This window comes from Amycolatopsis coloradensis (genome assembly GCF_001953865.1).
In the GTDB taxonomy this organism is placed as follows: Bacteria; Actinomycetota; Actinomycetes; order Mycobacteriales; family Pseudonocardiaceae; genus Amycolatopsis; species Amycolatopsis coloradensis.
On the sequence record NZ_MQUQ01000019.1, the window covers coordinates 13,789 to 36,797 of the forward strand.

At 68.5% G+C, this 23,009-nt stretch carries 25 protein-coding genes; 6 read left to right on the forward strand and 19 right to left on the reverse strand.

The window, feature by feature from the left end; genetic code table 11:
* Positions 1 to 134: 134 nt before the first annotated feature.
* The 11 genes from BS329_RS43550 to BS329_RS31905 form a co-directional block, all read right to left on the reverse strand.
* Positions 135 to 311: a hypothetical protein gene (locus BS329_RS43550; RefSeq protein ID WP_158075845.1), complete on the reverse strand. Its 177-nt coding sequence runs from the start codon at positions 309 to 311 to the stop codon at positions 135 to 137.
* On the reverse strand, positions 308 to 985 hold the full coding sequence (locus tag BS329_RS31860) for a hypothetical protein (protein ID WP_076165448.1): 678 nt from the start codon (positions 983 to 985) through the stop codon (positions 308 to 310). The genes BS329_RS43550 and BS329_RS31860 overlap by 4 nt, the downstream gene beginning before the upstream one ends.
* Before the next feature lie 26 nt (positions 986 to 1,011).
* Complete coding sequence (locus tag BS329_RS31865) at positions 1,012 to 1,362, reverse strand: hypothetical protein (RefSeq protein ID WP_084750458.1); 351 nt, start codon at positions 1,360 to 1,362, stop codon at positions 1,012 to 1,014.
* A gap of 13 nt (positions 1,363 to 1,375) precedes the next feature.
* Positions 1,376 to 1,675, reverse strand: a complete 300-nt coding sequence (locus BS329_RS31870) for a hypothetical protein (protein ID WP_076165450.1) — start codon at positions 1,673 to 1,675, stop codon at positions 1,376 to 1,378.
* Positions 1,672 to 1,989 carry a YbaB/EbfC family nucleoid-associated protein gene (locus BS329_RS31875; RefSeq protein WP_076165451.1) on the reverse strand — a complete coding sequence of 106 codons (318 nt, stop codon included), beginning with the start codon at positions 1,987 to 1,989 and terminating at the stop codon, positions 1,672 to 1,674. Before BS329_RS31875 ends, BS329_RS31870 begins: the two co-directional genes overlap by 4 nt.
* Positions 1,990 to 2,077: 88 nt before the next feature.
* On the reverse strand, positions 2,078 to 2,626 hold the full coding sequence (locus BS329_RS31880) for a TetR/AcrR family transcriptional regulator (protein ID WP_076165453.1): 549 nt from the start codon (positions 2,624 to 2,626) through the stop codon (positions 2,078 to 2,080).
* Positions 2,627 to 2,752: 126 nt separating this feature from the next.
* The gene (gene kstD, locus BS329_RS31885) at positions 2,753 to 4,501 is read right to left on the reverse strand and encodes a 3-oxosteroid 1-dehydrogenase (RefSeq protein ID WP_076165455.1); all 1,749 of its coding nucleotides are present in this window, start codon (positions 4,499 to 4,501) and stop codon (positions 2,753 to 2,755) included.
* 130 nt (positions 4,502 to 4,631) lie between these two features.
* Entirely contained in the window at positions 4,632 to 5,669 is a 1,038-nt protein-coding gene (locus tag BS329_RS31890) for an LLM class flavin-dependent oxidoreductase (RefSeq protein ID WP_076165456.1), read from the reverse strand.
* Positions 5,669 to 6,187 carry an SRPBCC family protein gene (locus BS329_RS31895; protein ID WP_076165458.1) on the reverse strand — a complete coding sequence of 173 codons (519 nt, stop codon included), beginning with the start codon at positions 6,185 to 6,187 and terminating at the stop codon, positions 5,669 to 5,671. Before BS329_RS31895 ends, BS329_RS31890 begins: the two co-directional genes overlap by 1 nt.
* Before the next feature lie 48 nt (positions 6,188 to 6,235).
* Positions 6,236 to 6,751 (reverse strand): winged helix-turn-helix transcriptional regulator, encoded by a 516-nt coding sequence (locus BS329_RS31900; RefSeq protein ID WP_076165460.1) that lies wholly within the window; start codon positions 6,749 to 6,751, stop codon positions 6,236 to 6,238.
* 60 nt (positions 6,752 to 6,811) lie between these two features.
* Positions 6,812 to 7,972 carry a tetratricopeptide repeat protein gene (locus tag BS329_RS31905; RefSeq protein WP_482746714.1) on the reverse strand — a complete coding sequence of 387 codons (1,161 nt, stop codon included), beginning with the start codon at positions 7,970 to 7,972 and terminating at the stop codon, positions 6,812 to 6,814.
* 307 nt (positions 7,973 to 8,279) lie between these two features.
* Here BS329_RS31905 and BS329_RS31910 point away from each other — a divergent pair, with 307 nt between their 5' ends.
* Complete coding sequence (locus BS329_RS31910; protein WP_076165465.1) at positions 8,280 to 8,693, forward strand: SsgA family sporulation/cell division regulator; 414 nt, start codon at positions 8,280 to 8,282, stop codon at positions 8,691 to 8,693.
* A gap of 226 nt (positions 8,694 to 8,919) precedes the next feature.
* Here the strand turns inward: BS329_RS31910 and BS329_RS31915 are convergent, their stop codons facing one another.
* The 4 genes from BS329_RS31915 to BS329_RS31930 all read right to left on the reverse strand — a co-directional run bounded on the left by BS329_RS31915 (position 8,920) and on the right by BS329_RS31930 (position 13,044).
* Complete coding sequence (locus tag BS329_RS31915; protein ID WP_076165467.1) at positions 8,920 to 10,290, reverse strand: LLM class flavin-dependent oxidoreductase; 1,371 nt, start codon at positions 10,288 to 10,290, stop codon at positions 8,920 to 8,922.
* A 335-nt stretch (positions 10,291 to 10,625) separates the two neighbouring features.
* Positions 10,626 to 11,630 (reverse strand): glucose-6-phosphate dehydrogenase (coenzyme-F420), encoded by a 1,005-nt coding sequence (gene fgd, locus BS329_RS31920; protein ID WP_076165469.1) that lies wholly within the window; start codon positions 11,628 to 11,630, stop codon positions 10,626 to 10,628.
* Between the two features lie 366 nt (positions 11,631 to 11,996).
* Positions 11,997 to 12,473, reverse strand: coding sequence for a DIP1984 family protein (locus BS329_RS31925; RefSeq protein WP_076165724.1), 477 nt, complete (start codon positions 12,471 to 12,473; stop codon positions 11,997 to 11,999).
* A 43-nt stretch (positions 12,474 to 12,516) separates the two neighbouring features.
* A complete protein-coding gene (locus BS329_RS31930; RefSeq protein WP_076165471.1) occupies positions 12,517 to 13,044 on the reverse strand; it encodes a hypothetical protein in 528 nt (175 codons plus the stop codon).
* A 180-nt stretch (positions 13,045 to 13,224) separates the two neighbouring features.
* Between BS329_RS31930 and BS329_RS31935 the strand changes: the two genes are divergently transcribed.
* Both BS329_RS31935 and BS329_RS31940 read left to right on the forward strand, forming a co-directional pair.
* The gene (locus BS329_RS31935; RefSeq protein WP_076165473.1) at positions 13,225 to 13,836 is read left to right on the forward strand and encodes a TetR/AcrR family transcriptional regulator; all 612 of its coding nucleotides are present in this window, start codon (positions 13,225 to 13,227) and stop codon (positions 13,834 to 13,836) included.
* A gap of 36 nt (positions 13,837 to 13,872) precedes the next feature.
* The gene (locus BS329_RS31940) at positions 13,873 to 14,232 is read left to right on the forward strand and encodes a VOC family protein (RefSeq protein WP_076165475.1); all 360 of its coding nucleotides are present in this window, start codon (positions 13,873 to 13,875) and stop codon (positions 14,230 to 14,232) included.
* Positions 14,233 to 14,252: 20 nt separating this feature from the next.
* Here BS329_RS31940 and BS329_RS31945 read toward each other — a convergent pair whose 3' ends face one another.
* Positions 14,253 to 14,453 (reverse strand): hypothetical protein, encoded by a 201-nt coding sequence (locus BS329_RS31945; protein WP_076165477.1) that lies wholly within the window; start codon positions 14,451 to 14,453, stop codon positions 14,253 to 14,255.
* Positions 14,454 to 14,577: 124 nt separating this feature from the next.
* On the opposite strand from BS329_RS31945, the gene BS329_RS31950 reads away from it, so the two are divergent.
* Positions 14,578 to 15,084, forward strand: a complete 507-nt coding sequence (locus tag BS329_RS31950) for a GNAT family N-acetyltransferase (RefSeq protein ID WP_425266389.1) — start codon at positions 14,578 to 14,580, stop codon at positions 15,082 to 15,084.
* On the opposite strand, the gene BS329_RS31955 is transcribed toward BS329_RS31950, so the two are convergent.
* Positions 15,009 to 15,944, reverse strand: coding sequence for a DMT family transporter (locus BS329_RS31955; protein ID WP_076165479.1), 936 nt, complete (start codon positions 15,942 to 15,944; stop codon positions 15,009 to 15,011). The genes BS329_RS31950 and BS329_RS31955 overlap by 76 nt on opposite strands.
* Positions 15,945 to 16,398: 454 nt before the next feature.
* Between BS329_RS31955 and BS329_RS31960 the strand changes: the two genes are divergently transcribed.
* On the forward strand, positions 16,399 to 18,693 hold the full coding sequence (locus tag BS329_RS31960) for an ATP-binding protein (RefSeq protein ID WP_244197379.1): 2,295 nt from the start codon (positions 16,399 to 16,401) through the stop codon (positions 18,691 to 18,693).
* A 242-nt stretch (positions 18,694 to 18,935) separates the two neighbouring features.
* Here the strand turns inward: BS329_RS31960 and BS329_RS31965 are convergent, their stop codons facing one another.
* Positions 18,936 to 20,156, reverse strand: coding sequence for a cytochrome P450 family protein (locus BS329_RS31965; RefSeq protein WP_076165483.1), 1,221 nt, complete (start codon positions 20,154 to 20,156; stop codon positions 18,936 to 18,938).
* Positions 20,157 to 20,296: 140 nt separating this feature from the next.
* On the opposite strand from BS329_RS31965, the gene BS329_RS31970 reads away from it, so the two are divergent.
* A complete protein-coding gene (locus BS329_RS31970; protein ID WP_076165485.1) occupies positions 20,297 to 21,805 on the forward strand; it encodes a GGDEF domain-containing protein in 1,509 nt (502 codons plus the stop codon).
* A gap of 181 nt (positions 21,806 to 21,986) precedes the next feature.
* Here BS329_RS31970 and BS329_RS31975 read toward each other — a convergent pair whose 3' ends face one another.
* The gene (locus BS329_RS31975) at positions 21,987 to 22,934 is read right to left on the reverse strand and encodes a phosphatase PAP2 family protein (RefSeq protein WP_076165487.1); all 948 of its coding nucleotides are present in this window, start codon (positions 22,932 to 22,934) and stop codon (positions 21,987 to 21,989) included.
* Between the last annotated feature and the right edge of the window lie 75 nt (positions 22,935 to 23,009).

Sequence of the window (23,009 nt, forward strand, 5' to 3'; positions counted from 1 at the left end):
TCAGCGAAAGATCATGGCTTCCGTTGTCATCAGGGCATTTCCGTGACCGATCGCCTACCGGGCAACCACCGCACACGAGACGGCGTATAGCGTCCCTTCACCGCGTGGCACGCACTGAAGGGACGCTTCTTCCCCTACCAGGCTTTACCGAACTTGATGCGGTACTCGGCGTCTTCGGCGGGCTTGCCCGCCCCCTTGATCCGGGCCTTCGGCTTGCCCGCCTTCTTGCGTTTGGCGGCCAGCGTCTCCGGATCCCACGGGTTCTCGAGCAGGCGTTCGGCGTCCTCTTCCTTCGGCGGCTCGTCCGTCACCGCGCGGCCGCGGGTTCCTTCGGCACCGGCTTGACGGCCCAGAGGTCGGGGTTCCCGGCCGGTTCGGCCAATTTCATGACGTCGGCGAAGTCGTTCGCCTGCCGGGAGAGGAAGACACCCATCTGGCGCAGGTCGCCCATCTTGCGGACCGACGCCTCGATCAGGTCGCTGACGGCCTGGACGAACCCGTTCAGGACGCGAATCATGTTCGCCGCCTCACCGGGAGGGTTGAACCAGTCCTCGATGAGGTTCGTCGCCGCCTCGACGAGCTGGTTGGCGCACTCGCTGATGAACCCGATCGCGTCGGCGTAGGTTTCGTAAACGATGTCGATGCAGCTCTCCATCGTGCTCGCGATCTCGTTGAAAACGCCTTCGTTACGCGAGATGCGCTTCGTCGCGTTGATCGCGTAGGTGTTGTACGAGTCGTAACCGCCGCCCTGCCAGTACGCGGCGAGGTTGTTGCGGGAGTCGTCGATGGCGTTCTCGGAGTCGACCATGTACGGGGCCTGGCCCCACCACACGGCCAGTTCCTCCATCCGGTCGGCGTTGCCGAAGAGGCCGTCCCGGATCATCGCCAGGGTGCTGAGCGCGCCCTTGTGCTTGTACTTCTCGGCCTTCTCCTGGACCTTGTTCGCGCTGTTCTCCGGCCATTCGGCCTTCTCGCGTGTCGCCATGCTCTGTTCCTTAACTCTCGGAAGGCCTAGAAGCGCTTGCTCGCGTCGTCGTCGCTCATGTAGCCGAACCGCTCGTAATACTCGGCGTCGCGGTCCTCGTAGTCCTTGGCGACCTTGTCCAGGTTGTCGCGGACTTCCTGGATCTGTTCATAGCCGGTCCGAGTGGTCTTCAGGATGGTTTCGCGGGCGACGTTGTAGTCCCGCGGGAAATTGGTCTTCCTGCCGAGCAGTCCCATGTCCGAATCGGACATCGCCGCGTAGTCGCCGGCGAGCTTGAGGAACTCATACCAGGCGTCACCCGCGATGACCCACGCGTCGGTGTTCTTGCGGAGGGCGTCGGGCACGACGTAGTAGCCGGTGCCGTCGATCTGAGCCAAAGTCGTTCTCCGTTCAGCGGGGGCGCGAGACGTCGAGCGCCTGCTGCCTGAGTTCCTGTGCGTGTTCCTCGGCGGCGACGATCGCCTCCAGCAGGCTCGCGCTCAACGCGGGAGCCGTGGTGTAGGGCAGGTTGTCGAGATCGATCTCGATCCGCTCCAGGCGCCCGGCGCCGGAGACCTCGACGACGCCGAGATCGTCGGGGATGTCGACCTCGATGGTCTGCGACCGGACGTTCGCGATCGCCCGCGTCCGCTTCTCGTCGCGCTCCTCGATCTCGCTGACCAGGTTCTCCAGCCTGCTCCTGCGGCTCACGCGAACACCTCCGGGAAGCGTTCCGCGGCCTTCTCGCGACCGGCGGCACCGGCCGCGGCGCGCGCGGCGGTGATGGCTTCGATCGTGTCCGGGCCGATGTTCTGCGGGTAGGCCTGGCGCAGGGCGTCCGCGCTGACGTCCAGGTCGATCAGCCGTCCGTTGCCGTCCACTTCGGCCTCGACAAAGCCGCTGTCCGAACGACCGGAGAAGCGTTCTTCGGCGTGTTCGGCGGCGAGACGTTCGAATTCCGCGGCCTGCGCCTCCCATGCGGCCATTTCCGCAGCCGTGGGCGGCTCCCAGTCGTATGCGTTCATGCGAGCATGTAAACACCGTTGACTTTGCCGGGGCGGGAGTTTCCGGACATCGCCGGAGACATTGTGGCCCAGATCACCCAGGCGGACGTCAGCCGGCGGCGTCGACCAGGAACGCCAGGCTGCGCTCGGTTTCGGCGATGGCGGAACCGCGGGCGACATGGCCGTCGATCACGAGCGTGGCCAGCCCGTGGAGCAGGCACCACAGCGTGACGGCGAACCCGCCAGGATCGTGCTGCTCCCTCACCCGATCGGCCAGCACCGCACAGGTCTCCCGGTGTGCCTCGCCGAGTTCCGGATGCGCGCCGCGGTCGCAGATCCCGGCGCCGGCCATCAACCGGTACAACGCGGGATTCTCCAGCGCGAAGCCGAGGTAGGTATGCCCGAGCGCGGTCACCGTACCGGCGCCGCAGCCCCGCAGGCAGGCGTGCAGTTCAGCGTGCCCCTCCAGCGCGACCGCCACCAACAGGGCGTCCTTGTCGCGGAAATGCCGATACGGCGCCGCGGTGGACGCGCCCACCTTCGCGACCGCGCCGCGCAGGCTCACCCCCTCGGGACCTCGCTCGACGAGGAGCTCGCGTGCGGCCAGGACGAGCGCACGACGGAGGTCCCCGTGGTGATAGGAACGTCTGACGCTCATGGCGGACCCCCCAGCCCTTGATGCCACGCGAACGCCCCACCTTAGCCGAGGGCTGAAGGACGCCATACCCGCGTCAGACGTGGCGAAGGCGCCCTTCAACCCCATCTCATGAGGGGAAAGTCCCCTTCAGCTCACCGGGTGATCCGCCAGGTCGTTCGCCGCGACGTACCCGAAGGTCATCGCCGGGCCGATCGTCGACCCGGCACCCGCGTAGCTGTTGCCCATCACCGCCGCGCTGGCGTTCCCCGCGGCGTACAGCCCGGAAATGACCGAGCCGTCGGGCCGCAGGACCCGCGCCCGCGCGTCGGTCCGCATCCCGCCCTTGGTGCCGAGGTCGCCAGGGACGATCTTGAACGCGTAGAACGGGGGCTCCCAAAGCGCGGCGAGGCACGAGTTCGGCAGGACGTACGGGTCGGTGTAGTAGTGGTCGTAGGCGCTGGCGCCCCGGCGAAAGTCACTGTCCACACCGGACAGTGCCTGGCCGTTGAACCGGTTGACCGTGGCGCGCAACGCCTGCGGCGGGACGCCGATCGCGGAGCCGAGCGCCTCCACGGTCCACGCCTTCTTGACCGCGCCCGCCGAGTACCACTCTTCGGGGAGCGGCAGCAGTGGCGCGACGTCGCGGAACAGGTATCGGTTGCGGTAGTGCTGGTCGACGACCAGCCACGCCGGGATCGTGGGCGACGTCGGGTTCCTGTCGTACATCGTGTGCACGACGTCGCTGTAGGGCGCCGCTTCGTTGACGAACCGTTTGCCCGCCGCGTCCACCATCAGCCCGCCGGGAAGTGTCCGCTCGGCGAGGCAGAAGTAGGGCTCGCCCGGCAACGGGATCGCCGGGCCCCACCAGGCGTCGTCCATCAGGTCCAGCGCCGCTCCGGCCCGCTTTCCCGCCAGGATCCCGTCGCCGGTGTTCGACCGGGCACCGACCGTCCACTGTGTACCGATCGGCTGCCGCTGGTGTTCCGCCCGCATGGCGGCGTTGTGCTCGAACCCGCCGGAGCCGACGATGACACCGCGCCGTGCCTTCACCACGCCTGCCGCGACGGTCACTCCGGCGACTTTCCCGTTTTCGATGACGAGATCCGTCAGAGGCGTGTTCAGCCACACCGGGACGCCTGCGCGCTGTAGTCCGGCTCGCAGGCCCGCGGCCAGCGATTGCCCCATGGTGAGCGGTTTCTGCCCGGCGAGAGCGGCGGCCGTACCGCGGGCGAGGCAGGCGGCGGCCACCGCGGCGCCCTTCGGGTGGACCGCGGCCAGCGCGAGCCATTTGTAGTCGGCGCTGAAGACGACCATCCCCGCGGGTGTGGCGAGATAGGGCGCGTTCAGGTTGGCCAGTTCGGCGCCGAGGACGTTCCCGTCGAGCTGATCGGGTTCGATCGAGCGGCCGCCCGGCTTCCCTCCCGGCAGTTCCGGGTAATAGTCGCTGTAGCCCTCCATCCACCGGAACCGCAGCGGACTGTTGGCCATCACGAACGAAAGCATCGCCGGGCCGTTGGCGAGGAAAGCCCGCTGCCGTGAGGCGGGGATCGACGGGCCGACCACCGCGGCCAAGTACCGTGCGGCCTCTTCCGGGGTGTCGCGGACGCCTGCCGCCGCCAGCACCGAGTTGCCCGGAATCCAGATCCCCGCCCCCGACCGGGCGGCCGAACCGCCGAACTTCGCCGCTTTCTCCAGCACGACACAGCTGAGTCCGCGTCTGGCCGCCGTCAGCGCGGCGGTCATCCCGGCCGCTCCCGCGCCGGCCACGACGACGTCGTACTCGCCGATCACCGCGGCGTCCACCGAAGCCGTTCCGGCGAACGGAAGTCCCGAAGCGAGCGTGAGCCCAGCGCCCAGCAGGACCTGGCGCCGGGACAGACCGGAATCGGGACTCATGAATCCTCCTCGCGTGGGGATCGAGCGAGGTCATGTTCTCCAGCCGAGCGCAAAAGTGAAACAAGTTCTACCCGCTTGGAGCAGGCGTGGCCGGTCGCGCTCGGCCGGTCACCTCAACCGGCACGGGCATTCAGCCCAGAGCGCGGACCAGGTCCAGCGCGCGGCCGAGCGTGGCGAGCCGGTCGGCGACCGTCTCCCCCGCCGGGTACAGCCGGACCGTGTCGACCCCGGCGTCACGCCAGACAGCCAGCCGTCGCGCCACCATCGGTTCGGTGCCGATCAGCGTCGTGCCGAGCACCATTTCGTCGGTCACCAGCGCGGCGGCGCCTTCCCGGTCGCCTGCCTGCCAGCGTTCCCGCACGGCCGCGGCGGCCTCGGCCCAGCCTTGCCTGCTGTAGGCGTTGTTGTAGAAGTTCGTCTTCGCCGAACCCATCCCGCCGAGGCTGAACGCGAGTTCGGCCTTGCGGCCCGCGACCATACCGCGCAACTCGTCCTCGTCCCGGGCGAACGCGACCTCGGCGCCCTGGCAGACGTCGAGGTCCGCCCGCGACCGGCCCGCCTTCGCGAGACCGGCGTCGAGATGCGAGAAGTAGGCTTCCGCCCCCTCCGGGACGAAACTGGTGCCCAGCCAGCCGTCCGCGATCTCGCCGGTCAGCTCAAGGAGCTTCGGCGAGAGCGTCGCCAAGTGGATCGGGATGTCCGGATTCGGCGTCGTCGACAGCCGCATCGGCCGGGCATCACCCGGCAGCGGGATCTCGAACTCCTTGCCGGTGAACGAGATCTTCTCCCCCGCGAACGCCTGACGGATGATCGCGACCGTTTCGCGCATCCGCGTCAGCGGCCGGGCGAACGGAACGCCGTGCAGACCTTCGATCACCTGTGGCCCCGAGGCCCCGAGCCCGAGGGCGAACCGGCCACCGGACAGCTCCGAGAGCGTCAGCGCGGCCTGCGCGATCGCGACCGGACTCCGCGTGCCGAGCTGGATGATCCCCGAGCCGAGCCGGATCCGTTCGGTCCGCGCGGCGAGATAGCCGAGCACGGACGGCGCGTCCGAACCCCACGCCTCGGCGACCCAGCAGTCGTCGAGGCCGAGTTTTTCCGCCTCCAGCACGAAATCCAGCGTGTCCCACCAGCCCCGCGAGGCCTCGACCGTGGTCGCCGTCCGCATCACGCGCGGGCCGCCTCGGCCCGCTCCTTGATCGCGGCGAGGGTCGCGGTCATCGCGTTCTCGAATTCACGCAACCGGACAAAGACGATCTTCTCCTCCTTGTCCGGCATCTGCTCGATGGCCAGCGAAAGACCCGATCGGCCCGGCCCCACCTGCATCCACTGCCGGAGCTTCGTACCGCCGTTCTCGGGCTCCAACGTGAAGCGCCACAGCGCGGTCGGCGTCTCGGGGTCGTGGACCGCCCAGGTGAAGACGCGCGGCGCCTCGCATTCGACGACGTGCGACGTCGTCTCCCATTCGCCGAACGCGTCGTGCTTGCTGCGGCCGACGAACCGCCTGCCGACCGCGGCGTCACCGGCCGCGCCGTCGCACCATTCGGCCGCCTGGAGTTCCTGGCTCATCCCCGGCATCAGCCGCACGTCCGAGACGATCGACCAGACACGCTCCGGATCGGCATCGACCCAGGCCTGGACCTCGACCGTCGGCTTGTCGGCGTATTTGGCGCCGGTCCACTCCATCGTGGCCCCCTCTCCATGCTCGTGACTTCGATAGTTGCGTAGATAGACTTAGGTTGTCAAACCTTCCTGGACGGTGAAGCGGCGCACCACGTCAGGGCGGCTCGCGAGCTTCGACGGGTAGCCCGGCCCGAGCCGCGCCCGGGTGTTCTCCGCGGTGAGCGGCCCGGCACAGTGCGCGCAGACGACCTCGGCGTGCGTGTCGTGCCCGCAGGTGTCGTGATGGAGGGTGATCGGCGGCCCGTCCTCCCCGGAGAGCCAGCGGTCGCCCCACCGCGTCATCGCGGTGAGCACACCGTAGAAATCGGCGCCCTTCTCGGTCAGCACGTAGTCGTAACGGACCGGATCGGCCTGGTAAGCCCGCTTTTCCAGCAGCCCTTCACCGACGAGGCGGCGCAGCCGGTCGGCGAGGGTGTTCCGCGCGATGCCGAGTTCCTGCTGGAACTCGTCGAACCGGCGGATCCCGTAGAACGCCTCCCGCAGCACCAGCGGCGTCCACCAGTCGCCGAGCAGGTCCATGGTGCGCGCGATCGAGCACGGCCACTGCGCGAACGAAGTCCGTTTCATGCTCGCGAGCCTACGCCTGAGGTAATTGATCCGGTCATTCCTCCACCCATTCTCCGGCGCTCAGGCGCTGGCACGAAATGTTGCGATCCGGTCAAGGAGTTCCCGCGCGTTAATGTCGTCAGCTCGTCTCCGCGCGCATTCCGACAGCGGCCGCAAACGATCCCGCGTCCGCGCGGAACGGATTCCGTCCGCGATCTCCATCGCGGCGAGGCCGACCTCCGCCGCGCGGTCGAGGTCGCCTTCCAGCGCGTGGTCGACGGCGAGCCAGATCATCGTCAGCGACCGGCTGCGCGCCATGTCCGGGCCGTAGCCGTCGATGGCCTCGGTCAGCGCGGGGATGGCCTCCCCGCTGTGGCGGACGTCGACGAGCCTGGCGAGTTCGGTGCGCACCGTGCCGATCATCGCGGCCATGTCGTTGGCCGTGAAGAAAGCCGACCACGACGGGGCGACGTCGGCCGAGGAACTGGCGAACTGTTCCGGGGCATGGGAAAGCTTGTCCAGCGCCTGGCGGACGTCGCCGAGCAGCGCGTAGGCCCATGCCTCGTTCGCCGAGAGAATGGCCTGCGACAGCGGCGTGCCCGCCCGGCGGGCCGCGAGCTGTCCCTGACCGAACTGGTCGAGCGCCTCCACTGGAGAGCGGTGATGCAGGTACATCCGGCCGAGCCGGTAGTGGATGTTGGCGGCGAGATCGTCGTTGCCCGCCTCCGCCGCGAGTTCGAGCGCGCGGCGGAAGTGCCGCTCCGCCCGGACGGGGCGGCCGGAGTCGAATTCCGTCCAGCCGACCAGATTGTGGAGATCCGCGACCACGCCCGCCAGCCTCCGCGCCAGCGCCTCGGACATCATCCCCCGCCGCAGTGCCACGCCGTAGGGCTCCAGCACCCGCAGAAGTTCGCGGCATGCCCCGCCGCCTTCGCGGTAGTCGCGCGCACGAAGCGTCCCGATGACGCCCTCGAGCCGATCGATGTCGGCCTGCCCGACGCGCATCGGGAGCCGCTCAATCACCGCGACGTCCCTGAGCTCTCGGCACAGCCGGATCGGTCCCGTCGCCCGCTCGGAGCGGGGGCGGCACGCAGCCCCGGCGCTCCCGGCGCCGCTGCCCGTGAACCGTCTCACGCCGGCCAGCGTCCGCCCTCGGAATGGTGACCGTGATTCGCACACCCATCGCTCTTCCCCTTCCCGGCACACCACGATCAAGCTCGCCGAGGTCCAGGACGGAGCCACGCCGGACTCCGGAAAATCGCGAACGACGCAATTGTGATGCTAACCTCAAACAATAGCGATTTCATCCGCCGAATGGTTGGCTATTTTCAGTCACCGGAATATGCACGTGCGGAATCTCTTTCTTTTGCACGGATGATCGTTTTCCCAGTTGCTCACCGCACGTGCACAGCGGGAACCGTCTGTGAGCACGTGAGACACAGCTCTCAGCCGAACGTGTGAAAGTTGTCGACTCGGGTCACGAAAAGACTTCACATTGCGTTATCCATGGCTGAAGATCAACAGCAACCGAACGTAAGGGGCTAGAGCGTTGGACAAGGAAAGCGACCTCATCCGGGGGACCATCGTCTTCGGTCTGCGCACTTTCGGTGCGGACCCCCTCCCGGTCCAAGCCGATCTCGAGTACGACCCGGAAGACCCCTACGCCGTCGTGGTGGCCTACCACTCAGGCGGCGGCACGGTCCGCTGGATGTTCGGCCGGGACCTGCTCGCGGACGGCCTCCTCACCCCATCGGGCGAGGGCGACGTGATCATCAGCCCGGCCGACGACGCCTCGATCGTGATTTTCGCGCTCAGCGCGCCCGACGGCTGCGCGGTGCTCGAAGCGCCGGCGCAGGAGCTGGCCGAGTTCCTCGACCTCACCTACGACGTCGTGCCCGCCGGTTCCGAGCCGGAATGGTTCGACTTCGACCAGGAGATCGGCAAGCTCGTCACGGAGTCCTGATGGTCGACGCCAAGACCGCAACCAGAGGACTACTTGCGGTCTCGACCAAGGCCCGCCCCACGCCGCACCCTTGCTCGAAGACGGGACACGCGTGCTTGGACGGCGAACTCGCGTGCCGGGATGGCGAACTCGCGTGACCGGACGAGTCACGTGCCCAAGCACGCGAGTGACGTGTCCAGGCACGCGAGTTCCGCCTTCAGGCACAGGACGATCCGCAAGTAGAGGACTAATTGCGGCGGTAGCGGGCGCCCGGGTGGTCGTCACGCAGCCGCACCTGACCGGGTTCGTAGATGCTCTCCCGCAGGGTGCCGCCCTCGTAGTCCTCCCAGACCAGACCGCGGCGCTGTAGTTCCGGGACCACGAGATCGATGAAGTCGGCGAAGGTGCCCGGCGTGATCGCGTAGGCGATGTTAAAGCCGTCGACGTCGGCCTCCTCGACCCAACGCTCCAGTTCATCGGCCACGGTCGCGGGCGAGCCGACGACCACCGGTCCCAGTCCGCCGATGCCGAGGAACTTCCCGATCTCCTCCGGCGTCCAGGACCTCGTCGGGTCGGCCTTGGAGAAGTTCTCCACCACCGACTGGATCGCCTCGCTGTGCACGTGCTCGAGGATCTCGGTCGGCGAATAGCCGGAAAGATCGATCCCGGTCCACCCGCCGAACAGGGTGAGCGCGCCCTCGTAACTCGCACGGTCGAGATAGTCGCGAAACTTCTCCTGTGCGGCCTCGTCGGTCTCGGCGACGATCGGGGTCACGAGCGCGAAGAACTTGACGCTCTCCGGATCGCGGCCGAATCCCGCGGCCTGGCGTCGGACATCGGCCACGTTCCGGCCGACGACGTCGGTCGAATGGCCCATGATGAACACGGCTTCGGCGTGCTTGGCGGCGAAGGAACGCCCCTTGGTCGACGTCCCGGCCTGATAGAGCACCGGTGTCCGCTGCGGCGACGGTTCGGCGAGGAAGACACCGGGAACCGAATAGTACTCCCCTTTGTGTTCGATGGGGTGGACCTTGTCCGGATCCGCGTAGCGACCGGTGGCCTTGTTCGCGACCACGGCGTCGTCCTCCCACGAGGATTCCCACAGTTTGTAGGTGACCTCGAGGAATTCCTCGCCGATTTCGTACCGGTTGTCGTGGGTGATCTGCTGATCGAGGCCGAGGTTCACCGCCGCACTGTCCAAATAGGACGTCACGATGTTCCAGGCGACCCGGCCCTTGGTCAGATGATCGAGGGTGGTGAACTTGCGCGCCAAGGCATACGGCTGTTCGTAGGTGAGGGAAACCGTGACGCCGAACCCGAGGTTCTTCGTCACCGCGGCCATCGCCGAAACCGACAGCAGCGGATCGTTCACCGGGACCTGCGTCCCCGTGCCCACCGCGGGATCCCGCGAATCACGGTAAACGTCGTAGACGCCGAGGACGTCGGCCAGGAAAAGACCGTCGAATTTACCGCGCTCCAGCAACCGCGCCAATTCGGTCCAGTATTCGAGATCCTTGTACCGATGCGCCTGATCGTCGGGATGGGTCCACACACCGGGCGCGAGATGACCCGTGACGGCCATGTCGAAAGCGTTGAGACGAATTCTTTTCGCGGGCATGGGCGAAAGGAAACCCAGCGGCGGGCCGGGTGGTCAAGAAAGGGCCGTCCGATCTCACCTGCCGGGAGTCAGACTACCGATAGCCCCGCACCGGCACGAAGACGGACCACTGATCGGGACGTCCGGGCTCGCAGTTGTCGCCTGCCGGCAACGTCGACGCGTTCGTGCCGCCGTAGTCGACCCCACGCGAACGCGCCATCCGGAAGCAGCAAGACGGCCGCGGTCAAAGAAGCGGACAGGTACGGGAGGCAAGAACATCCCGTCGGCTCTCTGAGAAATCCCGGGGTGGGGGTAGCGGTGCCGTGCGAGTGGGCGGCACCGCTACCCGTTCCGGCTCAGCCCAGCTCGCGGATACCCGGGACGACCTGTTCGGAGAACGAGCGCAGGAAGCGCTCCTGGTCGTGGCCGGGGCCGTGGAAGACGAGGTGGTTGAAGCCCGCCTCGACGTACGGCTTGATCTGCTCGACGGCGTCGGCCGGGTCGGACGTGACGATCCAGCGCTTCGCGACCTGCTCGATCGGCAGCGCGTCCGCGGCCTTTTCCATCTCGGCCGGGTCCTCGATGCCCGCCTTCTGCTCCGGCGTCAGCGAGAGCGGCGCCCAGAACCGGGTGTTCTCCAGCGCCTGCGCCGGATCCGGGTCGTAGGACAGCTTGATCTCGATCATCTTGTCGATGTCACCGGTGCTCCGGCCGACCTGCTCCGCGCCTTCCGCGACCGCGGGCAGCAGCTTCTCGGTGTAGAGGTCCATGCCCTTGCCGCTGGTGCAGATGAAGCCGTCGCCCTGCTTGCCCACGTACTTCGCCATCACCGGGCCACCGGCCGCGATGTAGATCGGCACGCCACCCTCGGGACGGTCGTACACGGTCGCGTCGGTGGTCTGGTAGTACTCGCCCTCGAACGTGACACGCTCTTCGGACCACAGTTTGCGCATCAGTGCGATCGCCTCGCGCAGCCGCGCGAACCGTTCCTTGAACGCGGGCCACTCGATGCGGGCGACCGCGACCTCGTTGAGCGCCTCACCGCTGCCGACACCGAGCAGCACCCGGCCGGGGTACAGGCTGCCGAGGGTGCCGAACGCCTGTGCCACCACGGCCGGGTTGTAGCGGAAGGTCGCCGTCAGCACGCTGGTGCCGAGAACGACCCGCTCGGTGCGCTCGCCGACCGCCGCCATCCACGCGAACGAGAACGGCGCGTGCCCGCCTCGGTGGCGCCATGGCTGGAAATGGTCGCTGACCATCACGCTGTCCAGCCCGACCTGCTCGGCGAGCACGGAGTACTCGACGAGATCGCGCGGGCCGAACTGTTCGGCCGACGCCTTGTAACCGATCTTCAGTGCCATCCGGGTCACCGCCTGGGCTCTTGGGGTTGTTCCGCTCTTCACCTTGGCACAGAGTCGATCAGGTCCGCCCATGCCTCGACGGGGTGAAGGATGTCGGGAACACCACGCGGCCGGCGGGAATGCGGCGCACCGCGACCAGAGGACTACTTGCGGAACGTGGAAAGGCCCCGTGCCCACCCTCGCCTTCCGGGACCGGCACGTGGTGATGAACTGTGCCGTTTGCGCCGTCACCTGTGCATCGTGCTGGGCGGAGTTGTGATCGGGGAGTCGAACCCCACGCTGCCCGCCACGTGCCAGGAGGTGGGCCGGTGAACCGCCGGCCCTCGGCTTGTGCCCGCTTCCCGGAGGGCTACCTGCTTTCCACGTTCAGTCCAGGAGTTCGGTCTCCCAGTTGGTGCGCTGGATCTCGACGTCGACCACCCGGATCTCCCCCGCGACCCGGTCCGCGCGGGACCGCAGTTCCGCGACCGGGAGCGCGGAGAGATACCGGAGTTCCGAACGGAGCTGACGCCCGTAGCCACCGTGGTTGCGGCCCGCCGCGGCGTCGGCGGCCGCGGTGAGGACGCCGTGCCGGAGCCGGAGGACGTCGCGGCGCGCGATCGCGTCGGTGATCGTGCCTTCCCCGAGCGGGGTCGCGGCGTTGGTCCGGTTGATCCGCTGGATCAACGATTCCAGTTCGCCCAGGGTGGTTTCGGCGTCGACGAGCAGGGCGGCCGCGTTCTCCGCAGGCTCCTCGCCCTCTTGATGCCGTGCGTTGTCGACGATCCGGGCGCGCAACGCCTCCACTTTCTTCGTCGCGTCGGCGCGCAGAGCGAGCGCTTCGGCCAGTTTGATCCGGGACATGACGAGGAGTATCGCGAAGATCGACGGCCGAAGCACCTGGTTTTCAGCCAGCCAGGGAATGCTTCCGGTAGTCCGCGCCGGGCTCCGTGTACTCGAGCCCGTTCTCGTCCATGGCGTTGAAAACGGTGAACCGCCCGTTCGGGAACACGAAGCCGAGTGCCACCATCATCCCGGCCACGCCCTTGTGCAGGGATTCGAGCAGTTCGACGTCCTGGAGCACCTGACCCTCCAAAGCGGACAGTTCGGGGTGGATGTCCTGCCGCCACCGGAGCGGGCTCGGTCCGGCCGGGTCGCCCCAGTCCCATTCGGAGGTGCCGTACGGGTCGATCGTGTTCCAGGTCAGCGAAAGCTCGTCGAACTTCCAGTGGGTGATCTCCAGCCGTTCGTCACCGAAGTCCACCACGACCGGCGCGTCCTGGAGCCATTCGCCGTATTCGACGAACCAGGTGAGGTGCACGCACTGGAGCCGCTTGCCCACCAGCGCGCGCAACCGGTCCCCGTGTGCCCTCCGGATCGTCTCGAATCCGGAGAGCCATACAGGTTCATAACCCTCGATGTCGAAGAAAGCCACCCGGCGAGTATGCCGGTTCCATCGAGGGGGTGAAGGTGTCCCGAAAGCCACTTTCGCGACGTCTGATGTCTCGAAAGTGGCTTTCGCGACGTGAGTACGGGCCCAGCCTGTGAGCGCCATACAGCCGGATCACCGTCAACGTCAGCACCTCGGGTTCAGCGGGTTGTACCCTCCGGGTCCATGGCCGCTTCCCGTCCTCCGCGCACCCGTCCGAGCCGGGCCGAAACCCGGCGGCGGGTGCTCGACGCGGCGACCGCCGTGTTCGCCCGTCAAGGCATCGCGGGGACCTCGCTCAACGACATCGCGGCCGAAGCCGGGCTCACCAAAGGCGCCGTCTACTCGAATTTCGACGGCCGCGACGATCTGGTGCTGACGATCATGGAAGAGCACGTCGTCGACCGGATGGGCGCCGCCACCGCGGTCTTCGACGAGATCGCCGACCTGGAGGAGGCGACGGCCGAGGCGGGCGCCCGGTTGCTGAGCGGAATCGGCACCGACGCCACCTGGCATCGGCTGCTGCTGGAGTACTGGGGCCTGGCGATGCGGGATCCGGCGATCCACGCGGGTTTCGCGGAACGCCGCGCCCGGCTGCGGGAGGCCATCACCCGCGCGATCCGCAAGGCCGCCGGGGCGCGTTCGGTGGAACTGCCGCTCCCGGCCGAACAACTCGCGGTGGTGATCCTCGCGCTGTCGAACGGTCTCGCCGTCGAACGCGGGGTGGACGCCGACGCGGTCCCCGAAACGCTCTTCACCGACGTCCTGCGGCTCCTGATCACGCCGCGCCCCGCCTGATCGGCGAAACCCGACCTTCCGTGGCACCGTGGGGAGATGCGAACCCGGATGCTCGCCGTCACCGTCGACTGCCGTGAAGCCGAGGCGCTGGCCGCGTTCTGGAAGGAAGCGCTCGGCTATCCCGAAACCGAGCGGTGGACGGACGGTCACGGAGTGACCTATGTGGAACTGAAGAGCCCGGACGTCCCGAGTCTGCTCTTCCAGCCGGTGCCCGAGGCGAAATCCGGCAAGAACCGGCTGCACCTCGACATCGCCCCCACCGAACTCGAGCAACGCGAAGAAGTCGCCAGGCTCGTGTCACTCGGCGCCAAGATCGTCGACGACCCCGATGGCGATCCCTGGGTGGTCATGACCGATCCGGAAGACAACGTGTTCTGTGTGCTGCCCCGGCGCTGAAGCCCTGGTCCGGAACGGACTCAGGCGGCCTCCTCCTCGGTCCGGGCCGCGGGCCGCGAGTGCAGCCCGAGCATCTCCAGGAGCATCCGGCAGTCCGTCGCGTCGCGGGCGTTCGCGACCACGGCCTCCGTGGCCTTGCGCAGCACCGCCGCGCGCACGGCCGTCGCCCCGCCGTCGGCCAGTTCCGCGGCCGGGCGCAATTTCTCGTACGGGTTCCCCATGACCCACCTCCGTCTTCCCTGTCGTTGATACCCGATCCAGGCTGGGAAGACCCCCTGTCTTCGTGCGGTCCGGGTGGTTTTCTCCCTAGAATGGCACCATTCGCACTAACGGACGGAGCGAAAACTGACCACCGAGTTGCGCGGGGAGATCGTGATTCTGACCCCGGTCACCGAAGCCCACGTCCCGGAACTGCGGCGGATCCGCGGCACGGCCGAGGTCGGCGCGCGCTGGGGTTCGGTCGAGGACTCCCCCGCCTGGCCGTTCGACGACCCGACGACGGCCTGCTTCACCGTCCTGGAGGACGGCGTCGTGCGGGGCTTCGTCCAGCACGGCGAGGAAGAGGACCCGATGTACCGGCACGCGTCGATCGACCTCTTCCTCGATCCGGCGGCGCACGGCCGGGGGCTGGGCACGGACACCGTCCGCACGCTGGCCCGCCATCTGGTGCACGATCGCGGGCATCACCGGCTGGTGATCGATCCCGCCGTGGACAACGACGCCGCGATCCGCTGCTACAAGGCCGTCGGTTTCCGCGAGGTCGGGGTGATGCGCCGCTACGAGCGCGACACCGTCGGCGACGGCTGGCACGACGGGCTGCTGATGGACTTGCTGGCCGAAGACCTCACGTAGCGCGTCAGCGCGACTCCGATCAGCACCACCGCCATCCCGGCGAACACCCGCGGGCCGAGTTCCTCGTCGAGCACGAGCGCGCCCAGCGCGACCGAAACGACCGGGAGCAGGTAGCCGACGGTCGCCGCGGAGGTCGCGCCTTCGTCCTCGATGAGCCGGTAGTTGAGGTAGAACGTGAGGCCGGTGCCGAAGATCCCGAGGACGACGACGGCGACCAGCGCCGTCACGTTCAGCGGTCCGGTCGGGGTCGCGTCGAACGGCAGCGCGAACGCGCTCAGCACGGTGGCGGTCAGCAACTGTGCGGCGGAGATCGCGATCGGCCCGCCCTGACCGACGAGTTTCTTCCCCATGTAAGCGAAAGCGATGGCATAGCTGACGCCGGCGCCGAGCAGGGCCAGTGTCCCCCAGCCGAGCAGTCCGCTCTTCTGCCACGGCGCGAAGATCAGCAGGATGCCGGCGAAACCGAGGATCAGCCCGCCGACCCGGATCGCGGTGATCCGTCGTTCGCTGCCGATCCCGATGCCGATCAGCAACGACCACAACGGGGTCGTCGCGTTCATCACCCCGGCGATACCGGAATCCACGGTGAGTTCGCCGATGCCGAACAACGCGAACGGCAGGGCGTTGCAGAAGAAGGCGGCGACGAGGAGCCTGCCCCAGATCCGGCGCTCACGCGGAAGGCGTTGCCCGGCCCAGCGGCTCAGCACGAGAAGGACGGCCGCGCCGAGGGCGCAGCGGACGACGGTGACCTGGATGGGCGAGAGTCCGGTCAACGCGAGTTTGATCCACAGGAACCCCGATCCCCACGCCGACGCGAGAACGCCCATCCGGACCAAGGTTCCTGGCGCGCCGATGCTCACTTCGTTCCTTTCGCCGGGCCGCTCGATACCTCTCCAAGCTGCCTCGGACGACTCATCAGGACAAGTGAAAAGATCTACACCGACGTTAAGCGGTCCTACATATTCCGGAAGGTCACGGTCGTGGCCGCCGGAAAGGCGACCACGACCGGTTTCCGAGGAGATCACTACTCGCCCGGTTGTTCGCAAGGCGGAACAGGGCCTGCTCACATTTCGCGGTCGCGCATGATCCACCTCCCTTTCTACTGGCGCACCGGTGGGGAACGGGCGCGTTCTCGCACAGTTTGGGGGCTGTCTTCGCACCTCCGCACACCCGGTGGCCGTGTTGTGACCCATGTGATGGGAAGGTTGTCGCACGCCGAGCCGTTCCGCCCGGCGGCGAATCGGCGGATGGCCCTGCCGGCCGGCGCGCCGTTGTGGCACGATCTGCCGCGGAGCAGGGAGAAAGGTGCTTCTGGTGACCGAGAATTCCGGCTCGGCCAGATCCGGGGATACCGGGAGAGCACGGGCGGAACCCAGACCGGTTTCGACGGCCGCGGGTGCTTTCGGACGCGCGCTGCGCCAACGGCGACAGGCCAAAGGACTGGCTCTGCGCGATCTCCAGAAACTCGCCTATGTCGACAAAAGTCTCATCAGCCGGGTCGAACGCGGCCTCACCCCGCCGAGTGCGGAATTCGCCGAATCCTGCGATCGTGCGCTGGAGGCGGGCGGGACGCTGATCGTCCTCGCCGAAGCCGCCCGCGCGGAACCGTATGTTCATCTTCCGCCGCCGCCGAGCCATTTCGTCGGCAGGGAAGCGGACTTCGCCCTACTCGACACGCTGCTCGACGAAAAAGTGCCCTCCGGACCGGCCAAAGTGGTCTTCGTGGCCGGGCCGCCCGGGGTCGGCAAGACCGCGCTCGTGCTGAAATGGGCGAACCGGCGGCAGGAGGAGTTCGACGGCGTCCTCTGGTCGGATCTGCGTGGCTACGCGGCGGGCTCCCCCGCGCAGCCCGCCGACATCCTCGACGATCTCCTCCGCTGCGTCGGTGTCCGTCCCGACCGCATCCCCGCCGAGGAGCACATGCGGCTCGCGCTCCTGCGCGGCCTGCTGCGCGGGCAGCACACCCTCGTCGTGCTGGACAACGCCCTCGACTCGCATCAGGTCCGGCCGGTGCTGCCCGGCACCCCCGGCACCACCGTGCTGATCACCAGCAGGCGACGACTCTCGGGTCTGGTCGTCGGCAGCGGCGCGGTTCAGGTTTCCTTGGACCCGCTGGAAGATTTCGAAGCGACCCGGCTCATGGCCGACCTCATCGGCGACGAACGCGCGGCGAGCGATCCCGAAGGCGTCGGCAGGCTCGTCCGGCTGTGCGCGGCACTGCCGCTGGCGGTGAACATCGCCGCCGAACGGGTCGCCACGCATCCGCATCAGAGTGTCGGCGACCTCGCCCGCGAACTCGTCGCCGAGGGGCGGCGGCTGGAACTGCTCGCGGTCGACGACGACGCCGTCGGGGTCCGGGCCGCCTTCAGCTGGTCCTACCGCGCGCTCGAGGCCGACACCGCCCGCATGTTCCGGCTGCTCGGCCTCCACCCCGGCCCGCGATTCACCGCGGACGCGGCGGCCGCGCTCGCCGGGTTGCCGGGGCACGACGCGCGACGGCTCGTGGACAAACTCGTGCAGGCGCATCTCGTCCAGCAGGTCGGCGCCCAGTACTACCGGTTCCACGACCTGCTCCGCGTCTACGCCGCCGAAGAGGCCGCTTCCGAGCAATGGCGGGAAGAGCGGCAGGCGGCGGTTTCGCGACTGACCCACTGGTACCTCTACGCGGCCAACGCGGCGAGCTGGACGCTGACGCCCGCCCGGGACCACCACGTCGATCTCGGCCCCGCTCCCGAAGGTGTCGAGCCGATCCGGTTCGGCACCTTCGACGAGGCCTACATCTGGTGCGCGTCGGAGATGCCGAGCATCACCGGCATCGCGCGGCTGGCGCTGGATCACGGGCTGTACGAGATCGGCTGGCGGCTGCCGGTGGAGATGTTCGACTACCACCTGCTCGGCAGGCCGTGGCAGACCTGGATCTCCAGCCACGACGTGGCGATCGAGTCCGCGAAGGCGGGCGGCGACCTCGGCGGGCTGGCGTGGTCGGCGATCAACCTCGCCGAGGCGCACCGGCGGCGCGGTGACCTCGACCGCGCGCACGAGCTGTACAGCCAGGCCGTCGACATCTCCGGCGAGATCGGCGAGAACCCGAGCCTCGGCTGGGCGCTGGTCGGGCTCGGCAACATCGCGCACGAACGGGAGGACTACGCCGAAGCCGTGCGGCTGATCGAACAGAGCGTGGCGGTGAACGCCCGGATCGGTTACCAGCTCGGTGAAGCGACCGCACGGGTCCACCTCGGCCGCGCCTACCGCGACCTCGGTGAACGAGACCTCGCCCTCGACCACGGGCTTCGCGCCTTCGACGCCTACGCCAAGGACGCCGACCAGCACGGCATGGGCTTCGCGCTGGTGCCGCTCGCCAGGACCTGCCGCCGCTTCGGCGATCCGGAGCAGGCGCTCGGGTACTGCGAGCAGGCGCTGACCGCCTACCGGAACTGTGGCGACGTCTGGGGCCAGGCCGACGCGCTCGACGAACGGGGCTGCGCGCTGGCCGCGCAGGACCGCACCGAAGAGGCGCTGGCGGTCTGGCGCGACGCGCTCCAGCTCGTCATGGACCTCGACGACCGGAAGGCGAGCGTGCTGCGGGGCCGTCTCGAAGGCGCCGTCTAGACGGTTGATTCCGTGAAGATCGCGCGAGGTGGAGGGTTTTGCCGTTCGTCCGCGCGAAGGATCTCCGCTGGGGCGTTGGCCGTCAGGGAGCCAACCGCTGTAAACGCCCGCAGCCACTGCACCCAATGCCACATTGGACCATCAACCCCGCAGCGCGCCCGTCTCGACCGACCTGAGCCCCAACCGCCACCACCGATACCTCACCAGTCACCCACTCACGCCACCTTCACGGAATCAACCGTCTAGAGCTTCACCGGCAGGTTGTGCAGGCCGCGGGTGATCGCGCTCGGCCACCACACGAGCCGCTCTTCGGGCACGGTCAGCGTCATCGACGGCGCGCGGGCGAACAACGTCTCCAGTGCCGCGGACGCCTGCATCCGCGCGAGCGCGGCGCCGATGCAGATATGCGGGCCGAGTCCGAAGGCCACGTGCCGCACGGGCCGCTCGCCCGGGCGGAAGGCGAGCGGTTCGGGGTGGACCTCCGGGTCGCGATTGGCCGCCAGCAACGACAACAGGATCGGGTCGCCCGCCGCCATCCGCTGCCCGGCGAGTTCCATCGGCTCGGTGACGAAGCGCCAGCTGGTGTTCTGCAACGGCGTGTCGCGGCGCAGGACCTCTTCGATGACGAGCGTCAGATGGGAGCCGTCCTCGCGGGCGCGGGCCGCCTCCTCGGGATGGGTGATGAGGGTCAGCGCGGTGGAGGCGATGAGACTGATCGTCGTCTCGTGCCCGGCGATCAGCGACAGGAACGCCGTCGCCGCGACCTCTTCTTCGGTGAGCTTGCCGTCGGCCACCTGGGTGAGCAGGTCGCTGATCAGATCGGCGCCCGGTTCGGCGCGTTTCCGGGCGACGACGTCGGCGAGCAGGGCGTCCAGCTCGTCGGTCGCCTTGAGCATCGACGGCATGTCCGTGACGTCACCGGCGGCGACCACCAGCGCGGGCGGGCGGACCTCGTCCAGGAGGGTGTCCGGGATGCCGATCAGTTCGCAGATCGACCGGATCCCCAGCGGATACGCGAAATCCTCGACGAGGTCGCCCTCGCCGCGCTCCAGGATCGGGTCGAGCAACTCGTTCGCGAGCTGATGCGTGCGATCGCGCATATGGTGCAGCCGTCGCGGGCCGAACGCGCCGGCGCAGGCCTTGCGCAGCCGCGTGTGTTCGTCGCCCTCGACGTTGTTCATATGCCCGATGAGTGTCGGGCGGTGGTCGGCCGGCAACCCGAGATTGGCCTTGCGCCAGTGTTCCGCGGCCACGGACGGGCATTTGGACAGCCGGGGGTCGGCCATCGCGGAAACGACGTCCGCGTGCCGGGTCAGGAGCCAGGTCCAGGTGTCGCCGGGCAGCGGAAGCCGGAACGCCGGGGCGTTCGCGCGCAACCATTCGTAGGCGGGCGAAGGATCCCTGTCGAAATCCGGGCCGAACATCACAGGGACCGCGTCGGCGTCGTATGCGGCATCGGACATACGAGCCACCCTGCCAGCTTGTGGCGGTATCGCGTCCGGCGAACGCAGGCATTGGGCTGTCTCACGCGATCGTCAACGCGGTCCCCCTGTCACCCTCTTGTGGTGACCAGCAAGATCGAAGCGGGTGCGGTGCGTAACGGATGGAGGTGACCCTCGTCAGCGAGTTGGGCAAGCAGGTCTCCGAGCGGCCGGCCGGTTCGCTCCGGAGTTTCGCCGACACCGTCGGCCTCGCCTCCGCCCGCGTCTGGCGGCTGCGTGGTCGTGCCTGGAACACCCTGCGGCATCCGGCGGGGTGGGAACTGTGGCGCCTTCCGCCCTCGGCGGTCGTCTGGATGCTCGGCACCGAGATCGCGGTCGCGATCTGGGCCCTCTACAGCGCCTTCAAGGTCAGTGTCACGACCACGGACCTCGTCCGCTTCGGCGTGATCGCGGGCTGCGCCAGCTGGTACCTCATCCAGACCCAGCATCCCGAGGAACAGCGCCGCGCCGACGACCGGCGCGGCGAGCACATCGACCAGACGGCCGTCTGGCTGGGCAGCGCGGCCGTCCTGCTGCCGCCCATGTTGTCGCTCACGCTGCTGCTGATGGTGCGCGTGCAGCGGTACTCCATCGCGCACAAGGCGATGACGACGTTCCTGTTCACCACCGCCGCGCACGCCGCGTCCATCCTCGGCGTGCACTCGATCACCGAACTGACGTCGCTGCACACCTGGCTCGCGTCGGGCACGCTCCCCCAGCGAGCGGGCGACATCGTGTTCGCCGCCGCCGCGCTGGTGGGCACCGCGCTCTGGTACTTCGGGTCGCAAACGCTCCTGATCAGCATCGCGCGCGGACTGGCGTGGGGCGGCTGGCGGCGGCAGAAGCTGATCGGCAGCTGGCCCGACAACGCGGACTTCGTCTACGCGCTGCAGCTCGCCGCGTGCACCACGATCCTCGGCGCGGTCAACATCGCGCTGGTGCCGCTGGTGATGATCGGCGTGGCACTGCGGTCGACGCGGCTCTCGCAGACGCTGGCGGACACGATCGCGCGCAGCCAGCGCGACCGGAAGACCGGGCTGCTGACCGAGGACTCGTTCCACGCCCCGGCCGCCCTGCGGCTGCTCGAAGACCAGACCGATCGGCGGCCGACGGCGTTCCTGATGCTGGACCTCGACCACTTCAAACAGTGGAACGACAAGTACGGGCATTCCGGCGGCGACATCGTGCTCGGCTGCGTCAGCGCGGTACTCCGGCAGAACACCCGCACCACCGACGTCGTCGGGCGCTGGGGCGGCGAGGAGTTCGCCGTACTGCTGCCGGACACCCCGCGAGCGGAGGCCATGCGGATCGCCGAGCGGATCCGCGCGGCCGTCGCCGCCACGGCGATCACCGGACTGACGGAACTCGCCAGCGGGCACGCCACCAACGAGCCGCGGGCGGTGGGGCCGACCTACGGATGCACCGTGTCGATCGGCGTCGGGCTCTCGCCGGACAACTCGACGGACTACGGCGAACTCTTCCGCGCGGCGGACTCGGCGATGTACGAGGCGAAGCGAGGCGGGCGGAACCGGGTCGTGCTGGCCCGTTCGGCTTTGGCCGTGGATCCTCCTTCGCCGCGTGAGCCCACGTCGCCGCTGAGCCGGGCCGGGGACTCGCGCCGGGAGTGGTGAAGGCCTCTTCGCAACTCGGTACCTCGCACCCGGCCCGCTTGAAGTACGTGAAGGCCCCCTTCATTGCGTCTAGCGCAATGAAGGGGGCCTTCACGTACTTGGGAAGGCGCGAAGGTCGCATTCAGTTGCGACGGTGGCCCCTGGACATCGTTCCATTCGGGGCACCTCGGGACGACCCGCGTCAGCGGCGGGTCACGAGGCGAGTCTCGAGCAGGTCGTCGACCACCCGGGTCTCCACGAAGGCCCGCCGCTCGAACGCCGAGCCGCTCAGCGGCCACAGCGCGATCAGCACGACACCCACCGCGGCCAGCGCGGCCAGCACGAGCGCGGCGACGAACTGGGCGGCGCCGTCGGTCGCCGTGCTCAGCACCGCGAACCCGACCAGCACCAGCATCGTCGGCAGGACGGCGGCCACCGCCGCGATCCAGGCGGGCGTGCGGCGTAGATCCCGGCGCCGGGTGGTCAGCCAGGCGGCCAGGAGGCAGGCGAACGACGCCCCCAGCAAGCAGGCGCCCGCGGTGTCGCTCAGCCGGTGCCAGCCCAGCGCGATGGTCGAGGACGCGACCCAGGCGACGGCGACGCCGACCGTTCCGCTGATCACCGAACGGAACCGTTGGGGCAGAACGAAAGCGAGCGCCATCAGGATCGCCATGGCGGCGCTGACGTGTCCGCTCGGGAAGCTGTTGTGGCCCGGTCCGTAACCACCGTCGGGCAGTTCTGGCCGGTCGAGGACGTACAGCTTGAGCAGCTGCGCGGTGACGAGCGGGAGCACGAGGACGCTCAGTGCCGGGACGAGAAGGCCGGGTTTGCGGCGAAGAAACGCCAGTGCGACCAGGACGATCCCGGCGGTGCCGAGCACGAGCACCATGTCCTGTTCCCGCAGTGGGCCCGCCCAGTCCATTGTGGACCACTGGCCGGACTGCGCGCTGCGGACGACGCCGTTCTCCGCGAGCTGCCCCGCCGACGTGTGCACGAAGAGCACATAGGTCACGACGAAAGCGACGGCCAGCCCCAGTCCGGTGGCGAGCTGGAACACGGCCCTGGACAGGGTGAGCCTGGTCTCGGCATGCCGTCCAGGCAGCGGACGGTGGGCGGGTGCGGACTTCGCTTCGTGGGTGAGTACGGCCATGCAGCTCACTGTCCCCGCGCCGGTTAGCGGTGAGGTCCGGACAATGTCATGGTTCTGCTACAAGATCGAGCCGAG